This is a genomic window from Beduini sp. (assembly GCF_047239305.1).
Classification (GTDB): domain Bacteria; phylum Bacillota_I; class Bacilli_A; order Erysipelotrichales; family Coprobacillaceae; genus Beduini.
Genome location: NZ_JBKTEM010000007.1, coordinates 1 through 19147, shown reverse-complemented (window position 1 = coordinate 19147; position 19147 = coordinate 1). Strand labels below are relative to the sequence as shown.

Sequence of the window (19147 nt, the reverse complement as noted above, 5' to 3'; positions counted from 1 at the left end):
GGGATTAAATGATATCTTTTTCAAGAACAGTAAAAGAAGAAATAGTATTCAATGAATTTGAACCTTGTTGTGGGAAAGCGATTCTAGCGGCATTGATTAAAATTAATGGCACCCTGTCGCTATCCAATTTAGGATTAACGATAGATATCAGGACAGAAAATGCAAAGATTGCTTCTAAAATTCATAAGCTATTAAAAGAAATATATAATCCTCAGATCGAATTTAAGGTGCTGAGAAAGATGAAATTAAAAAAGAATAATATTTATGTCGTAAAAGTAAGCAAAGCCAGAGAGATTCTTGATGACTTAGGTCTCTATGCCGGATTTGGATTAACGGATGTTCCGCAGGGATCAATCACTTCCAAGCAATGCTGTAAGCGAGCTTTTTTAGCCGGAGCTTTTCTGGCTACCGGCAGTGTCAATCATCCATCAACAGCTAACTATCATTTAGAGATTTCGGTGACGAATGAAGAACTCGCAATATTTATCCAATACCTGATGAATCAGTTTGAATTAAACGCAAAGGTGATTACGCGCCGCAGCCGTCATATTATCTATTTAAAATCGGCAGAAAAAATCGGTGACTTTCTGGGATTAGTGGGAGCCTCTTCTTCCTATATGTCTTATGAGAGTATCCGTATTGACCGTGATTTCATCAACAACATCAACCGCTTGGAAAACTGTGAAATTGCCAATGAAGTAAAAACGATGAATGCTGCTAATCAGCAGATTCAGGATATTCAAACGATCGAAGAAATGATGGGCTTAGCTCTTCTTGATGAAAAAACCAGACAGATTGCAGAGGTGCGTTTAGAAAATCCGGATGTCAGCTTAAATGAACTGGCAAGCTTGTATGAAGAAAAGACCGGGTCTAAGATTTCTAAGTCCGGGCTGCACCATCGATTCAAAAAGATCAGCGAAGAGGCCGCAAAGCTGCGTGCAATTCATACATAATGGAAACGATTGAGATATTGTTTGGCAAACGCTTAAGAGAATTGCGAAACATGCGAAATTGGTCACAGGAAGAACTGGCATTTCGCTGCAGTGTATCCAAGAATTATATTTCTGATGTTGAAAGAGGGAAACGGAATGTTTCTTTGAAAGCAATAGAAAAGATTGCGAGAGGACTGGAAGTTGAGATTTATGAACTATTTTATCGTAGTTCACAATAAGTTCAATTAGTCATGTTAGACTTGCCCAAAAGGATGTGAAAGTATGCATAATTATCTATATATCGCTGTCATCGTCATCGTACTCATTATGATTTTTAGTTTTTTAATTCAGTTTGCATGGATCCCGATCTTACTTTATTTACTGTACTGGATCTATAAAAATATAAAATATAGACTTCATGGATCGGATGAAAAAGAGTCTTATTCAAATCGTACTCAATATTATGATTCATACGATCAGGAAGATTACAGCAGCAGTTATACGAATCAATCTTCATCACGTTCCAATGGAGCGATTGATGCAGATTATAAAGTGGTAGATGAAGAGGAAACAACTCAGCGTCGATAGACAACTGGAAAGAACAATGAGGAATAGATATGAAAAAACGAAAGATATTCATGTCATGTTTTGTTTGTTTACTTTTAGGCGGGTGTGCAAATAAAGAAGAACAGCCCTTGTTAAAAGTAAAGCAAGATGAATTTATCGTGGAATATGGTGAAACGATCGATTTGGAAGCCGAGCATTATTTAGACTTAACCAAGTTGGATGACAAACAAAAAAATGAAGTATTATCGAATAGTACCTTATCCGTCGGTATGACTCAACAAGATATGATAACAAAAGAAGATCGGACTTATACAAAAGTCGGGACTTACAGTGCCTTGATTACTTTTCAAGAGGAGTCCTTGAATTTTAAGATTGAAGTTAAAGATACCGCAGCTCCTAAAATAGAAGGTCCCGATGAAGTTACCTTAAATACAGGAGAAACGGCTGATTTTAGCAATATATTCAGTGCAGTAGATTTAAGTGAGTGTCTGCCGTTGGAGTTTGATCTTGATCAGATCGATACAAAACAGGCCGGAGACTACATCATGAATGTGACGGCTAAAGATATCTATGAGAATAAGCAAAGCAAGCAGGTAACGGTTCATGTCGTTAAAAAGGAAGAAGAAACTCCTCCGCCACCAAGCAATGAACCATCGAGTCCGACAGAAACACTTCCACCGGTGGAAACGCCGACAGAAAATAAAGTAGTGAAATTGAATGTTCCCTATTATAATCAAATGGATGTTGGAGCAGTCATGGGCTGCGAAGCGACCTCATTATACATGGGCTTACAGTATAAAGGGTATACCTCTGTTGATCTAAAAAGCTTTATATCCGATCTGCCTAGATCAGCTGATCCATTAAGTGGATTTAGTGGAGATCCCTTTGTATTAGATGAGAGTGTGGATGCCTATCAGGGGATCTTTCCAACACCACTAGCTGCTTATGGAAATCAGTATGGTCCTTGCAAGAATATCAGTGGAGCTTCAGTTGATGCCATCATAGAGGAAATTAAAAACGGTAATCCAGTGGTTGCTTATGTTTCCTTGGACTTTGCAAAACCGATCGTTAAAGAATATTCATTTGGCAGTGCGGTTGATAACGGACATGTTGTATTGGTAGTAGGATATGACTTGGATCAAAATGTCTTGTTTATTCAAGATCCTTATCGCCGTGATTTAAAAGAAGTCTCAATAGACACCTTTAAGAATGCCTATTCCCCATTAAAATATGCTGTTTCAATACAATAATACAGACAGGGCAACCTGTCTTTTTTTATTTCTTGTTATTATGGAAATATAAGTTGGAAACCTTTTCATTTTTTGTAAATTCATGTATAATGTCACTGAAAGAGGTGGGATAGGTGAAAGGATTATATTATCGGCTCATTATCTATTTAGATACAGCGGACGAAAGTGATACAAACTATAATATCGCATGGTATATGGTGCATAACTTAGAGAAATTATCGACGATCGGTATCAGTGATTTAGCCAAAGAATGTTATGTTTCACCTGCGACTATCTCTCGTTTTTGCAGAACGTTGGGATATGATAACTTTGCACATTTAAAACAGGATTGTTCATATATTAGGCAATTAAAGCAGCGTTCACAGGAGATTACTAAGATAGCGGTAGATTCTATGAAAAGAACACCGGTCAAAGCTTCTGGTGACTATATCGAACAGATCATTCTTTCTTTGCAGGATATGCAGAAAGAATTAGACTGGAAAGCGATTGACAATGTTTTGCGCTATATTAAAGAAGGAAAGAAAGTGGTCTTTTTCGGTTCACAGTTTTCACATAGTGCGGCGCTGCATCTTCAGGCAGACTTATTAATGCTGGGAAAATTCACAATCGCTTATATTGATTATGAAAAACAGATTGAAAGTGCGAAGCATTTAGACAGCGATTCTGTAGCGATCATTATTACGGTAAATGGAAACTTTGTGAAAACAGGATCAAAGGCATTCCACTATATTAAAAAATCAAAATGCAAGGTAGCGATTATTACTCAGCAATCCGATCTGGAAATTGCTGAATTTGCCGATGAAGTCATTCAATTAGGAAATCCTCAGTATGGTCATGTAGGGAAGCATACTTTACTGACCTTGATGGAGCTGATGTCTTCACGCTATCATGCCTTATTTGTACACAATAAATAGAAGATGAACCATCTTCTTTTTTTAAGGAGGTTAATCCATGAGAGAAATAAAAACAGAGATAATCATTAAAGCGGTAAGAGATTTATGCATAGAAGCAAACTGTCAGTTACCTGAGGATGTCAGTCAGGTATTTGATAAGATGCTTTTAGAGGAACCTTTTCCAATTGCTAAAGATACACTTAAAATACTCGCTGAAAATGCAAGATTAGCGAAAGAAAATCATTCTCCGATCTGTCAGGATACGGGAATGGCTTGTGTCTTTATTACTATCGGACAGGATGTGCATATCGTGGATGGAAGTCTTCAGGAGGCGATTCATGAAGGAGTACGTCAGGGCTATGAAGATGGTTATTTAAGAAAAAGCGTAGTCAGTGAACCGATGTTTGATCGTGTGAATACAAAAGATAATACCCCGGCACTTATTTACTATGATATTGTTGAAGGGGATCAATTTGATATAGTCGTGGCACCAAAAGGATTTGGCTCAGAAAATATGTGTCAGATCAAAATGCTGAAGCCAAGTGATGGTGTAGAAGGCGTTAAAGAATTTGTCTTAAAGGTGATACGTGATGCCGGACCGAATGCTTGTCCGCCGATGGTAATCGGGGTAGGAATTGGCGGATCATTTGATAAGGTAGCCCTGCTTTCTAAAAAAGCGATGCTTCGACCAGCCGGCTCTCATCATAGCGATACACGCTATCAATCGTTGGAAGAAGAATTGCTGGAAATGGTTAATGCCACAGGAATCGGACCTGCCGGATATGGCGGCAAAACAACCGCTTTATCATTAAATATTGAAACCTATCCAACGCATATTGCGGGAATGCCGGTAGCTGTCAGCATTTGCTGTCACGTTGCCAGACACAAGGGGGTATCATTATGATTCGTTTAACTACACCTTTAACAATAGATAAAGTCAAAGCCTTAAAAGCTGGGGATCAAGTGCTGTTATCAGGTACGATCTATACCGGTCGCGATGCAGCTCATAAACGTTTGGTTGAATTGGTGAAACAGGGAAAAGATTTACCCTTTGATCCTAAAGATCAAATCATCTATTATGTCGGACCAACACCCGCTAAACCGGGACAGATTTTTGGCAGCGGCGGACCGACAACATCAGGAAGAATGGATGCCTATGCACCGACAATGCTGTCACTGGGACTCAGAGGAATGATCGGAAAAGGGTATCGCAATGACAGTGTAAAAGAAGCGATGCGCACTTATACCGGTGTATATTTTGGCGCTATTGGCGGAGCAGGGGCTTATATCAGTCAATGTGTCAAACAGGCAAAGGTCATAGCCTTTGAAGATTTGGGAGCGGAAGCGATTCGCGAACTCTATGTAGAGGAATTTCCATTAACGGTTGTGATTGACTGTGAGGGGAATGATTTATATGAAATCGGCAAGAAAGAATATTTGGGAGAGAAAGTATAGCTTTCTTTTCTTTTTACAATCTTTCTTGTATTCAAGCCAAATTATGATAAACTATTTATTTGAGGTGTGTCTATGAAAATATTAAAGCAAGTAGCAGATAAAATATTATATTTTATCAAAGCTTATAAGAGTGTTTTCATCATTAGCCTGATTGCCTTGTTATGTGTGGAGCTGCTTAATCATCCAACCTTCAATCTGTTTGATCTGGCAAACTGGATGTTTCATCATAAACGGGTACTGCTGATGAATTATATCATTTACTGCAATATTTGTATTTTGATATATCTTGTCATGAACCGGCTTAACTGGTCGAATATCATTTTTATTACGACCCTTGTAGTCATTGGCATCTGCAACTACTATAAACTTCTTATGAAGGGTGAAAATGTCGTCCTTTGGGATGTTCTGAATTTGCAGGCTGCGGCAGGCATCATGACTGAGTTAAATATAAAAATCAGTTGGCAGGTTATTTTATGTCTGGTGGTTTTATGTGCTGTTTTGTATCAGCAATTCAGAGGTGCAAGAAAACAGCAGCGAATCAGTATTCGTTTTAAGTATTTAGCATTGGCGTTTATTGTATTATCCTCTTTAACGGTCGGCGTTATTTTTAATAATGAAGTGCTGAATGGTTTAAAGATTACCAACATGGACTGGAATCAAGACAAGAATTATCGGGAGAATGGATTTATTTTATCCTTCTTTATGAATCTGAAAAACATTTCAGTCGTGACACCGGAGGATTACAGTGAAGAAAAGATAGAGGAAGTCACAAAAAGAATTGATGCCATTGAGGATCCGACCCCGGTAGACGTATCAGAAAAACCAAACATTATCGTGATTATGAATGAATCTTTTTCTGATATAACGATTGCTAACGAAGGATTAAGCTTTGATGAGCCTCTGACACCGTTTATTGATTCGTTAAATGATAATGTGGTACGAGGAAATTTATTGGTTTCCATCTTTGGCGGCGGAACAGCCAATACTGAATTTGAATATCTGACCGGGCATTCAATGAAGCATTTACCGGTTGGCAGTGTTGCCTATGACCGCTATTTAGATGATGACGAAGACAGTATGGTGAAAGTGTTAAAAGAAGATGGCTATACGGCAACGGCAATACATCCTTACTTGGGAACATTCTGGAACCGTAATCATGTCTATCCTGCTTTTGGCTTCGATCAATTCTATACTATTGATGACTTCAGCGAAGACGCTAAAAAAGTAAAAGGGTATATCAGTGATGAAGAAGTCTATAATAAAATTGTCTCTTGCTATGAAAAAAAAGATGCAGACTCTCCATTATTTACATTTTGTGTCACAATGGAAAATCATACCCCTTATACCGATACAAGCAATGGTATTGTAGGTGTAGAAGGAGATGAGAGCCTTTTTAAAGAAGAAGGCAAATTAGAAGCCGGAGTGCATGCCCGCGGGGTTCAAGATGCGGACGCAATGTATAAAAAATTAGTAGAATACTTCTCTGCTGAGGAGGAACCGACAATCGTTGTGATGTTTGGCGATCATCATCCATTTGTCAGTTCAACGATCAACAAAGATTCGGATCATTTAGATGATGTGAATAAATACAAAACACCATTTGTAATGTGGGCAAATTATGATATTCCCACTCAGATCGGGGTGACCATGGATTCTTCAGTATTGGGAGCTTATACGTTATTAAATGCCGGAGTGACTTTACCAAATTATTTAAAATACAATTACTATGCAGCAAGTTTAGTAGATGGGTATAATAATTATTTTGTCTTAGGGAAAAACGGTCAGTTTTATAAATATTCGGAGGATATGCCTGATAATATCCAACAGTTTTTAGAGGATCATGAACTGCTTCAGTACGATCAGCTGTTTGGACAGGAATATTCACGTCAGTACTTATGGAAGGAATAAAGAAGGATGAGAAAAAAACATTCATATTACAGTTCTTATGGAAGAAAGAGAAGGGTTAATTGGCGAAAAATCTTAGTTTTTGTCGGTATCCCTGTAGTTATCATCGCAATCGTTATTGCATTGAATTTTAATCGTATTAAATTAATGACAAAAGGGTACAGCTTTTCAGAAGCAAATATCGTTTTGAAACAAAGTAAAGATGTGAAAGCAGAGTTATTATCAAAAGCCAAAGTCAAATATTTAACAGACTGGCTGGCTATTGATTTAAATGCAGGTTATTATGACGAGTATGATCGATACTTTGATCTGCATCCGGAAATGAGCAAAGAAGATGTTGTATCAGCGATGCAGAATTTTATGGATAAAAAATATCCGGAGTTAGTGAACTTGGGTTATACAGATGCAGATATTTGGACTATCTTAGGAAATGCTTCGATGGATGATATCCAATCATTGATTACAAACAAGTATACAATGGAAACAGTTAATCGTTTTAATAAATACAAATACTTTGATTATCAGAAAATCGGAGAATATATCACTGCTTCTTCGCAGTACAACAGTGATGAATATGCAGTGAATATTGTGAACTTCCCATTCGTTATATCTACGAATCCAACAAGTGAGCATTATGAAATAAAGAATCCGGAAGAGATCACAGCATTAGTTAAAAAAGGGTTCTATTTGCCTAATACATATGTTCCTAGTGATTTAGTGGTGCCGGAAATGCCGATCGCACCGGACAATACGGATAATACAGTAAGACAAGTAGTTGCAGATGCCTTAGTCAAAATGACAGCAGACGCTAAAAAGGCAGGAATGGAATTAGTATTAAACAGCGGGTATCGTTCTTACAGCGAACAAACTAAAGTCTATGATGAAACAGAATCGATTTATGGCGGTATCTATGCTTCTGAATATGTGGCATTGCCAGGAGCAAGTGAGCATCAGACCGGATTAGGTGTGGATATCACTTCTCAAAGTGTCGTGGACGGTACACGTATTACATTTGGGGATACTGAAGAATATCAATGGGTGATTAAAAACTGTTATAAATATGGCTTTATCGTTCGTTTTGAAACAGAAAGCGCAGATATTACCGGAATTGCTCACGAACCATGGCATTTACGTTATGTCGGAGAGGATATTGCTAAAGTGATTCATGATAAAGGATGGACATTTGAGGAATATTGTTTAAATACAAGTACATTGCCGGAAATTGACTATTAAAAAGGGATTTTATCCCTTTTTTATTTATTCCTCATTTATAACTGTGTTAAAATATAAACGTATGAGAAAGTAGGGGACCTATGAAAACATTGATTACGACATTAAATTCAAAATTTATTCATACTGCTTTAGCGCTGCGTTTATTATACGTAGCTTGCAAAGATAAATTTGATATAGATTTTAAAGAATATACGATTAAAGATGATCTGAATGAGGTGTGTGAAGATATCCTTTCCATGAATTTAGATATATTGGCATTATCTACATATATATGGAATGTTGAAAAAATAAAAGAGCTGGCAAAGATGGTCAAGCAGTGTCAGCCAGATATCGTCATTCTTTTAGGCGGACCGGAAGTCACTTATGAGCCACGCTATTTTTTAGAAGAATTTTCTGTGGATTATGTATTATGTGGGGAAGGCGAGAAAACGCTGCCGGCATTATTAAAAGCAATAGAAGAAAAAAGTGAACCGCAGCTAGAAGGAATCTGTTATTTGAAAGATGGAAAATTAATGAATGAGGGCATAGCTAAAAACTGTGATTTATCTGAGATCGAAAAACTACCGTCACCTTATCTTTTAGAACGTGATCTTCCGCATATTAAAGATCGCATCGTTTATTTTGAATCGAGCCGAGGATGTCCTTATCAATGTCAGTACTGCTTGTCCTCTTTAGAAAAAGGTGTCCGTTTTTACAGTGATACCTATATTCATGAACAGCTTTCAGCGATCATTCAAGCCGGAGCAAAAACGATTAAATTTTTAGACCGCAGCTTTAATGTTAATCCCACAAAAGCACTGAATATCTTAGATTTTATTGTCACGCATCATCTTCCCGGACAGCAGTTTCAATTTGAAATCAATGCAGATGTCTTAGATCAGCGTATTATTGATTTTGTAAATGAAAAAGCACCGAAAGGATTGCTTCGTTTTGAAGTCGGGATTCAATCGACCTATGAACCGACGAACGAGGTAGTAAAAAGAAAACAAGATTTCCAGCGACTTTCAGAGGTGATCATGCAGTTGGTCAAAGGAGACAAGATTGATCTTCATTTAGATCTTATTGCCGGACTTCCTTTTGAAAGCTATGAACGTTTTAAACAATCCTTTGATGATGTCTTTGCTTTTCGGGCAAAAGAACTGCAGTTGGGTTTCCTAAAATTACTCCGAGGTACCAGTCTGCGCGAGGATGCCGAACTTTATGATTATACTTATCAAAAAGAAGCCCCTTATGAAATTTTTGCCAATCATGTATTAAGCAATGAAGAGCGACAGGAAATCCATGTAGCTGAAGAAATGTTGGAAAAATATTGGAACAGCGGTCGTTTCCACCGAACCATGAATACTTTATTTGATCATGAAGTGCGTTCACCTTTTGAGTTCTTTCATGACTTTGGCCGCTATTACATCGATCATGGATTCAAAATGATCGGATACCAAGTAGATGAACTTTTTGTTTATTTGGAATCCTATTTAAAAACAAAAGATATTGATGTTTTAGAAGAAATGGTTTTGGACTATTTGGAGCTGTTTAAGATAAAACCAAAGAAGTGGTGGAAGAGTAAGTGGACTCGTGAAGAACGCCAGATATTTACCCATGCTTTGCTCGAAGAGTACAATCTCTTAGCCTCGCTGCATCTGAATCAGGAGTTGTTATTTCGTTACTGCCTGATCGAAAAAATTAATAATCATTACATTATTGCACTTTATAAAGACTTTCAGCACCAGATTGCTGTAGTGGAAATGGTAAATAATGAATATAAATTGATTTAAACAGACAAATATATTAATTCGCTGTCGAAAACTGGCATATTCTGTAGAGGGGTGATAGAATGTGTACAGTATGTATTACAGCAGTGGTTGTATTATTTTTAGTCGCTATTATTTTACTCAACATCAAAAAGCTGGGACTTCGCAAGTTCTTAGTGCGAATGATTGTTGTTGCGGAAGAAGCATTTGAACATGGACAGAACGATGATAAGTTTAATTATGTTTTCAATCAGTTTTATCAGCGTCTGCCAACCATGATTCGAATGTTTGCATCACAGCAGATGATTAAGAAATTTATTCAGGAAACATTTGATGAAATTAAGCTAGCACTCGATCATTAGTAGGACACCTTTAGGTATCCTACTAATCTAGGGGGAGAGGACGATTATGAAAAAGTATTCGACATCCAAACGATTTGTGATAATTGTGATTGCCTTGGTAATAGGCTCGCTCCTATATACCAATATCTTTTATAACACTATGCGTGAAAGAGTTTTATCAATGCTTTCGGAAATTGCCTACCAATCGACACAGGTCCTGAAAAAGGAAGTAGAAAAGGGGGAAGCGGTTCTAAGCAACGTAGCGGATTATATCGCTCAGGAAGAATTAGATACGGACAATATCCTCGCTAAACTAGATACACTCAATGAAGATAATTTCTTTAAAAGAATGGGGATTGTTGATCTTGAAGGAGTTGGAAAAACAACGGATGGATTGCTCATGGATCTGTCTGACCGGAATTATTTTTTAAAAGGATTGGATGGATATTCGAGTGTATCGGGAACCATTATCGATAAATCGGATGGAAAAGAAATCAATGTATTTAGTGCACCGATCATCAAAGAGGGAGAGGTCGTTGCATTGTTGTTCGCTACATATGCAACAGATTATTACCGCAATCTATTGACCACAACTATATTTAATGGACAGGGGTATACCTATGTCATTGATAATAAAGGGAATCGTGTCATTGCTTCTAATAATAAAAACAGCAAGATTGATTTTACGAACTTCTATGATGCTTTAAATGAAGATAAAGGAAATGAGGCTACAGCGAAAAAACTGCGTACAGCGATTGAACATAATGAAACCGGAAACCTGACTTATACGTATGGTGTGGGTAAATATATGGACTATCGCCCATTAGATATCAACAACTGGTATGTCCTCACGATCATTCCCGATGAGGTAATCGCTACCTATACCAATTCATTAGTGCTGTTATCGGCATCGTTTGCTTTAATCTGCGTAGGGGCAATTAGTTATTTAGTAGTATATATCTTTAAACAGAAAGAAAAGAATCAAAGAGAGCAGGAAGAAATGATTTTTACTGATACTTTAACGGGCGGAATGAGTCAGGCGAAATTCAAGCTAGAAGCACGTTCTTTGATAAAACATCCGGGAGTTTCTTATGCGATTGTGGTGATGGATATTGAAAAATTCAAATATATCAATGACTTATATGGATTCTCGGAAGGAGACATTGTATTAAAGAAAATCTATAATATTTTGAATGCTCAGCTAACTAGACATGAACTTTGTGCTCGTCAAAGTGGAGATCATTTTATTTTGCTGCTTCACATTGAAGAACGAAACAAGTTCACTTTGCGCTTAGAAGATCTTCAGAAGAAGCTTCTGCATTGTCACGAATTCGATCATCAGGAATATGAAATAAAAGCAAAGTTTGGAATCTGCTTAGCTATTGATAAGTCTGATAGTTTAGAAACAATGATCGATCATGCGGATTTAGCACTGAATCTTATAAAAAAAGAAGTCATGCATTCCGTGAGTTACTACGATGATCAGTTAAAAGAAAAGCTTCTGCAAATCAAAATGATTGAAAATAAGTTTGAACTGGCCATCAATAATCGTGAATTTATTCTCTATTATCAGCCTAAATACAATCTGCATACGAATCGCTTTGACGGTGGAGAAGCCCTTATGTTTTTGAAGAAGTATGTCACTCAATTTCCGAATGGCTGAAAGCCGGACTGCCAGTAGGAGCAATGTCAATCAATGTATCCCGATTAGATCTGTATTCTCCGGTTTTTGTAGATAATTATCTGCATATAATAGAAAAATATCAGATTCCTTCTGAATTGATTCAATTGGAAATAACGGAAACCGCATTATTTGATAATAATGAAGAGATGCTGTCGATCATCAACCGTTTACATGATTATGGCATTGCGGTATTAATGGATGATTTTGGAACCGGCTATTCTTCTGTTTCTATGATTAAAGACATTCCGATTGATGTCTTAAAGATTGATAAGAGTCTGATCGATGATTCATTAACGAATGACCGCGGACAGACGATTGTGAAAATGATTATTGATTTGTGTCATCAATTTGATATCAAAGTGACCGCTGAAGGGGTTGAAACCAAAGAACAGTTTGACTTGCTTCGCTCACTTGGCTGTGATTTTATCCAAGGTTATTATTGTGCTAAACCAATGGATTTAGAAGCTTATATCCACATCTTAATGGAACTGTCTAATGAAGGATAGTTCCTTTTTATGCTTATGAAAGCGATTGAAATGTGATAAAATAGGAGCAGGAGGGATAAAATGAAAGTTATAGAAAAAGAAAATTATAAATTAATTTATAACGAAGATGGTCCGACACTAGGAGTCGCTAAAGACAGTGATGTCCCAATTTTAGAAGTAGACGGTCTTTATTTTAAAAACTTATCAAGAAGCCATCAATTAGAAAAATATGAAGACTGGCGATTGGATGTGAAAGAACGTGCTGAGGATTTAGCAAAGAGACTCTCGATCAAGCAGATCGCCGGGTTAATGCTTTACAGCAGTCATCAGTTGATACCAGCTCAAGGAATGGCGCGATTTGGCGGAACTTATAACGGTCTTTCTTTTGATGAAGCAAAGGTTGAGCCATGGAGTTTATCCGATCAGCAAAAAGAATTTATCGAAAAAGATGATGTACGCCATATTTTAGTTATGCGTTATCAGAATAAAGAAGTGATGTCAAAATGGAATAATATTGTTCAGGCATTTGCTGAAAGTCAGCCTTTAGGCATACCGGTCAATAACAGCAGCGATCCACGTCATGGAACGATCAGCGATGCTGAATTTAACGGTGGGGCAAACAGCGATATTTCAAAATGGCCGGATGGAATTGGTATGGCGGCTACTTTTGATCCTGAGTTAGTCAAAAAATACGGCGATGTTGTTTCTAAAGAATATCGTTCTTTAGGATTGACAACAGCTCTGTTTCCCCAAATCGATTTAGCGACAGAACCGCGTTGGATGCGTTTTAACGGAACTTTTTCAGAGTCACCTAAATTAGCGACTGACATGGCAAGAGCATACTGTGATGGTTTGCAGACATCTTTTGGCGAAGCGGAAATCAAAGACGGATGGGGTTACGACAGTATCAATGCAATGGTAAAACATTTCCCTGGCGGTGCAACCGGTGAAGCCGGGCGAGATGCTCACTACTCTTATGGAAAATATGCAGTTCATCCGGGAAAAAATCTGGAGATGCATCTGAAACCGTTTGTTGAAGGGGCTTTTAAGTTAGAGGGGAAGACTAAAATGGCATCTGCCGTTATGCCGTATTATACAATTTCTGCTGATTTAAAAGGTAAGGATCATGAGATGGTAGGAAATTCTTATAGTAAATACATTATTCAGGGATTGCTTCGTGATCAGTTAAATTATGACGGGGTTGTTTGTACGGACTGGGGAATCACTAAAAACCAAGGAGAAACTGTTTATTCTTTTGGCGGAACTTGCTGGGGAGTTGAAGGACTAACCGAAGCAGAAAGACATTTGAAAATTATTTTAGCCGGAGCAGACCAGTTTGGCGGCAACAATGATGCCCAGCCGATTTTAGATGCCTATGAAATGGGATGCAAGGAGTTTGGTGAAGATTATATGCGCAAGCGTTTTGAATTATCCGCAAGGCGTTTATTAATGAATATCTTCCGATTAGGCTTATTTGAAAATCCTTATGTTGATATACAAGAGGCAAAAGAGACTGTAGGGAAAGAAGAATTTATGGCAGCCGGTTATGAAGCACAGTTAAGATCCATCACTCTTCTTAAAAATAAAAATCATGTATTGCCGTTAAAGACAAAAACAAAAGTGTATATTCCTAATCGTCATATTGAGTCTTATCGCACTTTCTTTAGCACGATGTCAGAACCGGAAGATATTGTGCCGGTAAAACAGGATTTAGTGAATAAATATTTTGAATGGGTCGATACACCAGAGGAAGCAGATGCGGCAATTATTTTTATGGAAACACCGATTTGTGATTCTTACGATCCAAGAGATGTTGAAAATGGCGGAAACGGTTATTTACCAATTAGCCTGCAATATCGTCCTTATACAGCAGTAAATGCAAGAAAAGAAAGTCTAGCAGGCGGTGATCCTTTAGAATCCTTTACCAACCGCAGCTACTATAATAAGACGAATACGACAGCAAATGAAACAGATTTAGATAATGTACTGAATATGAAGAAAATAATGAAGGATAAACCTGTTATTGTATGTATGAAATTAAAAAGACCAACCGTAATGTCAGAATTTGAACCTTATGCTGATGCGATTATCACAGAATATGGTGTTCAGAACCAAGCTGTCTTTGATATCTTATCAGGTAAAAGAATGCCAAGCGGATTATTGCCGCTTCAGATTCCAATGGACATGGATACCGTAGAAACACAGTTGGAAGATGTACCATTCGATATGATACCTTATGTAGATAGTGAGGGTCATTGCTATGACTTCGCATTTGGTATGGATTTTGATGGTGTGATCCAAGATGAAAGAGTAAAAAAATATCGTTATAAATAATAGAGTAAAGTACCGTTTGAATAAAATGCGGTACTTTTTTGTATTGGGGTTGACTTTTAAACAAATAATGCTAATATATAGGTATACGATATATCGTATAACGATATAAAGGAATACGATATAATAGGAGGGGCAAAATGAAGGTAAACACATTTACAGAACAAACCTATTTTATTCTCTTGGCATTAGCTGCAGAGTCATTGCATGGGTATGGGATTATAAAAAAAGTAGAAGTATTAAGTGACGGACAGATTGTTTTAGCAGCTGGGACACTTTATGGCGTATTGGAGAATTTAAAAAAGACCAGTCTGATCGAACAAATGCAAAATCAAGAGGATACAAGACGGAAGATGTATCGCATTACAGAATTAGGAAAACAGACGTTACTAAAAGAATATACGAAATTACAGCAACGCTGTTTCATTTCCAAACAAATACTAGAAAAGGGAGAATGATATTATGTTAACGATTAATTTATTACACAGTGCGGATTCAATAGAAAGATATTTAAATCGAAAATCGAAAAAAGGTTATCACCTTAAAACGATCGTTCCTTTTACCTTATTTCCACCGCTTTATTTTACTGTTTTCAATTTTAATAAAACATCAAATAAAGATCGTGTCTATCGTGTGGATTCCAGAAAACTAGAAAAAGATCAGGAAAAAGAATATTATCAAATCTTTGCCGATGATGGCTGGACATGTTTAGGTAATGGCAGTGTATCCGGTATTTCTGATGTGCATCATATCTTTTATTCTGATGATCCTAAAAAGAACAAGATTTATTCAGACGAGGAATCATTAAGACAAAGAGACAAAGATAATGCAGGGCGCGAATTACTAGGCGGGTTATTCCTCTTTGTTGTCTTTATCTGTTTAAATATTTTCTTTCCTATCTTAGCTGAGCATCCAAATACGCCGATCGGATTCCTGTCTCATAATTTTTATTTCATTGTCGCTATTGGAGTTATTATTATTTCATTGTTTCGCTATTTCAAGAACCGATAATTTTACCAATGTATGAAAAAAGGTTACACACACGTGTAACCTTTATAAGTATTATTTGTAAAAGTCATTATAAAGATTTACTGCTAGGTCTAACACTTTCTCCCCATCCATGCGACCATAATCTCTCATGTCGATCATTGAGATCGGACATTTTCCTTCACATTTTTTTTCTAATTCTTTTAATTTGTAACGAATTTGCGGACCAACTAATAATACATCGTAATTCCCCTCTTCAGCGTCAACTGATTTTTCGCTGACTGCCCAGATTTTTGCTTCAATACCACGGTCCGCAGCACTTTTTTCCATTTTAGTCACAAGTAAGCTAGTAGACATCCCAGCAGCACAGCATAATAATACTCTCATCATAATATAACACCTCCTTCATAAATTCATTGTATACTATGGAAGCGCTTGTATCAATTTTTTTCGATTTTGGAAAAAGAATTAAAAAATTTTATTAGATATTGTGCAAAAGTAGGTGTACAAAATAAATAAAAAAAAACAGTGGGAAAAACCCAACTGTTAATAAAAGCAATTATCTTTTTTTAATATCTCTGAAGTTGATGAGTTCAATGTCATGATCATGCAGCCATTGCTTAAATTCAGGGCTGCGAATGAACTTCATTTCAAAGATTCGAGGAATGGCATAAGAGCTGTTGTTGTAGAGATGATCGTCAATAAAACCAGGGTGACACATCATTTCCTGAATGCCTTCTTTATTTAAATATTCTTCGCAAAACTGAATGAAGTCTTTAAGTTCTCCATTGAAACCTCTGATTAATGGTGCAAATTCATAATGATGCTGAATATCATCAGTTAAGCGCATTGGCAGATCGTATTCTTTAGCTAAACGAGTTGCTACCTCAATGTTTCCTGGTTCTAAGTGAGTATGGTGATGTGAATCGATATGTGTTGGTTTCTTACCGGCTAATTGGATAAATAATTCAATTTGGGCATGCCATTCTTCATATAACTCATTAGGATCAACGATGGCTTTTTTATCCGGATACGTATTCAATTTCTTAAAATCTCCATTTTCATCCGTAAAGCTTTTCTTTCCTAATGTTAACGGTCTGCCGCACGTTAAAACAAGGTGAATACCCACTCCTAAGTTAGGGTATTGCTCAGCCATCTCTAAAGCTTTTGCGGCATAAGGCATATTGGTCATTAAAGTAGTTGAAGTTAACACACCTTCGCGATGACATTGAATGATTCCGCGTGTAACGCCTTCACACATCCCAAAATCATCTGCATTGATAATTAATTTTTTCATGATAGTATTGTCCTCCCAGATATCATATACAGATCTATTATAAAGGGAATTGGTAAAAATAGCGGCAATGTTTTAATTTGCGTAAAAGATTGTTTTTTTCTATTTAATTATGATAGAATATTTTAATACAAGAAGGTGACATAATGAAAGAATTAATTATCGCAACAACCAATAATGGAAAAATGAAAGAAATGAGAACATTGTTAGCACCATTAAATATAGAAGTTAAATCCATATTAGATGAATTTAATGAAAATATTGAGATTGAAGAAAATGGGAAAACATTTAAAGAAAATGCTTTAATTAAGGCACAAGCCATCGCAGATAGAACTGGAAAGGTAACATTGGCAGATGATTCCGGATTGGTGATCGATGCTTTGGAAGGACGACCGGGAGTGGAATCTGCCCGTTTCTTAGGACATGATACAAGCTATACTATTAAAAATAATCATATTTTAGAGCTAATGAAAAATAAACAAGACCGCAGTGCCCGCTTTGTCTGCGCTATTGCCATCGTTATTCCTAATCAGAAACCGATTTTATTTGAAGAAACATTTGAAGGCGAAATCGCAAAAGAGATTTTAGGTGAAAATGGTTTTGGTTATGATCCAATTTTTTATTTCCCACCGTTGGATAAAACAAGTGCGGAAATGAGCATGGAAGAAAAAAATCAGTATTCACATCGAGCAAAAGCAGTAAAAAAAGCAATTGAAATTATAAAAAAGCTATAGGAGGCTATTATGGCAAATCATATCGTACTTTATAATCCGGCAATTCCGCAGAATGCAGGCAATATTATGAGAACTTGTGTGGCAACCAATACAACATTGCATATGATCAAACCATTAGGATTTGATTTGGATGACAAAAAGATGAAGCGTGCCGGGTTGGATTATGTTAAAGATTTAAATATGCAGGTATATGAAAACTGGGAAGAATTTATACAAAAGAATAAAGGCTATTATTATTTTACGACGCGTTACAGTAAAAAAACATACAGTGACTTTGATATGGCTAAAACAGATCAGGATCATTATTTTATCTTTGGACATGAACATGATGGAATTCCTAAAGATGTATTAAAAGAACATTTAGAAGAATGTATGCGTATTCCAATGAGTACTAAAACTCGCAGTCTTAATGTTTCCAACTGTGTTGCTTTAGTTATTTATGAAGCTTTGCGTCAGCAGGACTTCCCCGGATTGTCATTAGTAGAAACCCAAAAAGGGGAAAACTTCTTATATGAATAAGCTGAAACGTAATAATTGGATCTTTGCCGTCATTGCGATGATTACGATTATTACACTCGCTATTGTGATTACTGTATTCTTTAAAGGGTTGTACTACTTCGATATTAGTTATTTAAAAATTAAAGAAGCTACTTTATTATCAGTCGAACAGATTAAGCAGAATTATGATGCTTTGATTCAATATCAGTCTATTTTTTACCAAGGACCATTGATCTTGCCTGACTTTACTATGTCAGAAAGTGGGATTAAGCATTTTGAAGAGGTAAAAAGAATCTTTGAAGTAATTCAAGTTATATGCGCTGTTGGTTTAGTAACCACCCTGCCGATCTGTATCAAACGATTTAAAGAACGAGATTTTCTCTTTTTTAAATGGACTTCCATTTTAACTGTCGTTGTTCCAGCAGTCATCGGATTCTTAGCGAGCATAGATTTTTCAAAAGCGTTTATTATCTTTCATCAAATCGTTTTTAGAAATAATGATTGGATATTTGATGAACGTTATGATCCGGTTATTACGATTCTACCAGAAAGCTTCTTTATGCATGCTTTTATAATGATTGTGGTTATCGTATTAGGATTAAGTGCAGTGAGCTTTATTTTATATCGTTACTTATTAAAAACATATGATAAAGGAAATGCTTCTATTAATTAGGAGCGTTTTTATTTGCTAAAAAATAGGAAGAATAGACAAGGATAAACAATGATGGATTAGATTCGATAAGGTGGATTGAAATAATTATTAAAAAAAATAAAAAAAGTAATAAAAAAGACTTGTCAAAGGAGAAAGGA

General features: G+C 36.5%; 21 protein-coding genes. 19 read left to right on the top strand and 2 right to left on the bottom strand.

From position 1 onward, the window contains the following. The first annotated feature begins 8 nt into the window (after positions 1–8). The 16 genes from whiA to ACLRVU_RS10315 all read left to right on the top strand — a co-directional run bounded on the left by whiA (position 9) and on the right by ACLRVU_RS10315 (position 15835). Complete coding sequence (gene whiA, locus ACLRVU_RS10390; RefSeq protein ID WP_147551523.1) at positions 9–953, top strand: DNA-binding protein WhiA; 945 nt, start codon at positions 9–11, stop codon at positions 951–953. After that, complete coding sequence (locus ACLRVU_RS10385; RefSeq protein WP_412891807.1) at positions 953–1171, top strand: helix-turn-helix domain-containing protein; 219 nt, start codon at positions 953–955, stop codon at positions 1169–1171. Before whiA ends, ACLRVU_RS10385 begins: the two co-directional genes overlap by 1 nt. Before the next feature lie 43 nt (positions 1172–1214). Continuing rightward, entirely contained in the window at positions 1215–1520 is a 306-nt protein-coding gene (locus ACLRVU_RS10380) for a hypothetical protein (RefSeq protein WP_412891806.1), read from the top strand. Positions 1521–1549: 29 nt separating this feature from the next. Continuing rightward, entirely contained in the window at positions 1550–2749 is a 1200-nt protein-coding gene (locus tag ACLRVU_RS10375) for a C39 family peptidase (RefSeq protein ID WP_412891805.1), read from the top strand. A 113-nt stretch (positions 2750–2862) separates the two neighbouring features. Continuing rightward, positions 2863–3663, top strand: coding sequence for a MurR/RpiR family transcriptional regulator (locus ACLRVU_RS10370; protein ID WP_412891804.1), 801 nt, complete (start codon positions 2863–2865; stop codon positions 3661–3663). 37 nt (positions 3664–3700) lie between these two features. Continuing rightward, positions 3701–4546, top strand: coding sequence for a fumarate hydratase (locus ACLRVU_RS10365; RefSeq protein WP_412891803.1), 846 nt, complete (start codon positions 3701–3703; stop codon positions 4544–4546). Beyond that, the gene (locus ACLRVU_RS10360; protein WP_412891802.1) at positions 4543–5097 is read left to right on the top strand and encodes a Fe-S-containing hydro-lyase; all 555 of its coding nucleotides are present in this window, start codon (positions 4543–4545) and stop codon (positions 5095–5097) included. Before ACLRVU_RS10365 ends, ACLRVU_RS10360 begins: the two co-directional genes overlap by 4 nt. A gap of 72 nt (positions 5098–5169) precedes the next feature. Continuing rightward, the gene (locus ACLRVU_RS10355; protein ID WP_412891801.1) at positions 5170–7005 is read left to right on the top strand and encodes an LTA synthase family protein; all 1836 of its coding nucleotides are present in this window, start codon (positions 5170–5172) and stop codon (positions 7003–7005) included. A 6-nt stretch (positions 7006–7011) separates the two neighbouring features. Beyond that, positions 7012–8235 (top strand): D-alanyl-D-alanine carboxypeptidase family protein, encoded by a 1224-nt coding sequence (locus ACLRVU_RS10350; RefSeq protein WP_412891800.1) that lies wholly within the window; start codon positions 7012–7014, stop codon positions 8233–8235. Positions 8236–8315: 80 nt separating this feature from the next. Next, positions 8316–10007, top strand: a complete 1692-nt coding sequence (locus tag ACLRVU_RS10345; RefSeq protein WP_412891799.1) for a DUF4080 domain-containing protein — start codon at positions 8316–8318, stop codon at positions 10005–10007. A gap of 59 nt (positions 10008–10066) precedes the next feature. Beyond that, positions 10067–10345, top strand: coding sequence for a hypothetical protein (locus tag ACLRVU_RS10340; protein WP_412891798.1), 279 nt, complete (start codon positions 10067–10069; stop codon positions 10343–10345). A 46-nt stretch (positions 10346–10391) separates the two neighbouring features. Then, complete coding sequence (locus tag ACLRVU_RS10335; RefSeq protein ID WP_412891797.1) at positions 10392–11987, top strand: diguanylate cyclase domain-containing protein; 1596 nt, start codon at positions 10392–10394, stop codon at positions 11985–11987. After that, positions 11972–12514, top strand: a complete 543-nt coding sequence (locus tag ACLRVU_RS10330) for an EAL domain-containing protein (RefSeq protein ID WP_412891861.1) — start codon at positions 11972–11974, stop codon at positions 12512–12514. The genes ACLRVU_RS10335 and ACLRVU_RS10330 overlap by 16 nt, the downstream gene beginning before the upstream one ends. 60 nt (positions 12515–12574) lie before the next feature. Continuing rightward, positions 12575–14827 carry a glycoside hydrolase family 3 N-terminal domain-containing protein gene (locus ACLRVU_RS10325; RefSeq protein ID WP_412891796.1) on the top strand — a complete coding sequence of 751 codons (2253 nt, stop codon included), beginning with the start codon at positions 12575–12577 and terminating at the stop codon, positions 14825–14827. A gap of 137 nt (positions 14828–14964) precedes the next feature. Beyond that, positions 14965–15282: a PadR family transcriptional regulator gene (locus ACLRVU_RS10320; RefSeq protein ID WP_412891795.1), complete on the top strand. Its 318-nt coding sequence runs from the start codon at positions 14965–14967 to the stop codon at positions 15280–15282. Positions 15283–15286: 4 nt separating this feature from the next. After that, positions 15287–15835, top strand: a complete 549-nt coding sequence (locus ACLRVU_RS10315) for a DUF2812 domain-containing protein (protein WP_412891794.1) — start codon at positions 15287–15289, stop codon at positions 15833–15835. A 51-nt stretch (positions 15836–15886) separates the two neighbouring features. Here ACLRVU_RS10315 and ACLRVU_RS10310 read toward each other — a convergent pair whose 3' ends face one another. Continuing rightward, positions 15887–16201 (bottom strand): PTS sugar transporter subunit IIB, encoded by a 315-nt coding sequence (locus ACLRVU_RS10310; protein WP_147551557.1) that lies wholly within the window; start codon positions 16199–16201, stop codon positions 15887–15889. Between the two features lie 169 nt (positions 16202–16370). Continuing rightward, a complete protein-coding gene (chbG, locus tag ACLRVU_RS10305) occupies positions 16371–17108 on the bottom strand; it encodes a chitin disaccharide deacetylase (protein WP_412891793.1) in 738 nt (245 codons plus the stop codon). Between the two features lie 143 nt (positions 17109–17251). On the opposite strand from chbG, the gene ACLRVU_RS10300 reads away from it, so the two are divergent. From ACLRVU_RS10300 to ACLRVU_RS10290, 3 genes are read left to right on the top strand one after another with little or no spacing between them, the layout of a single operon-like run. Then, a complete protein-coding gene (locus ACLRVU_RS10300; protein ID WP_412891792.1) occupies positions 17252–17839 on the top strand; it encodes an XTP/dITP diphosphatase in 588 nt (195 codons plus the stop codon). Positions 17840–17848: 9 nt separating this feature from the next. Beyond that, the gene (locus tag ACLRVU_RS10295; RefSeq protein ID WP_147551564.1) at positions 17849–18358 is read left to right on the top strand and encodes a tRNA (cytidine(34)-2'-O)-methyltransferase; all 510 of its coding nucleotides are present in this window, start codon (positions 17849–17851) and stop codon (positions 18356–18358) included. Further along, on the top strand, positions 18351–19010 hold the full coding sequence (locus tag ACLRVU_RS10290) for a TIGR01906 family membrane protein (RefSeq protein WP_412891791.1): 660 nt from the start codon (positions 18351–18353) through the stop codon (positions 19008–19010). The genes ACLRVU_RS10295 and ACLRVU_RS10290 overlap by 8 nt, the downstream gene beginning before the upstream one ends. Positions 19011–19147 lie beyond the last annotated feature (137 nt).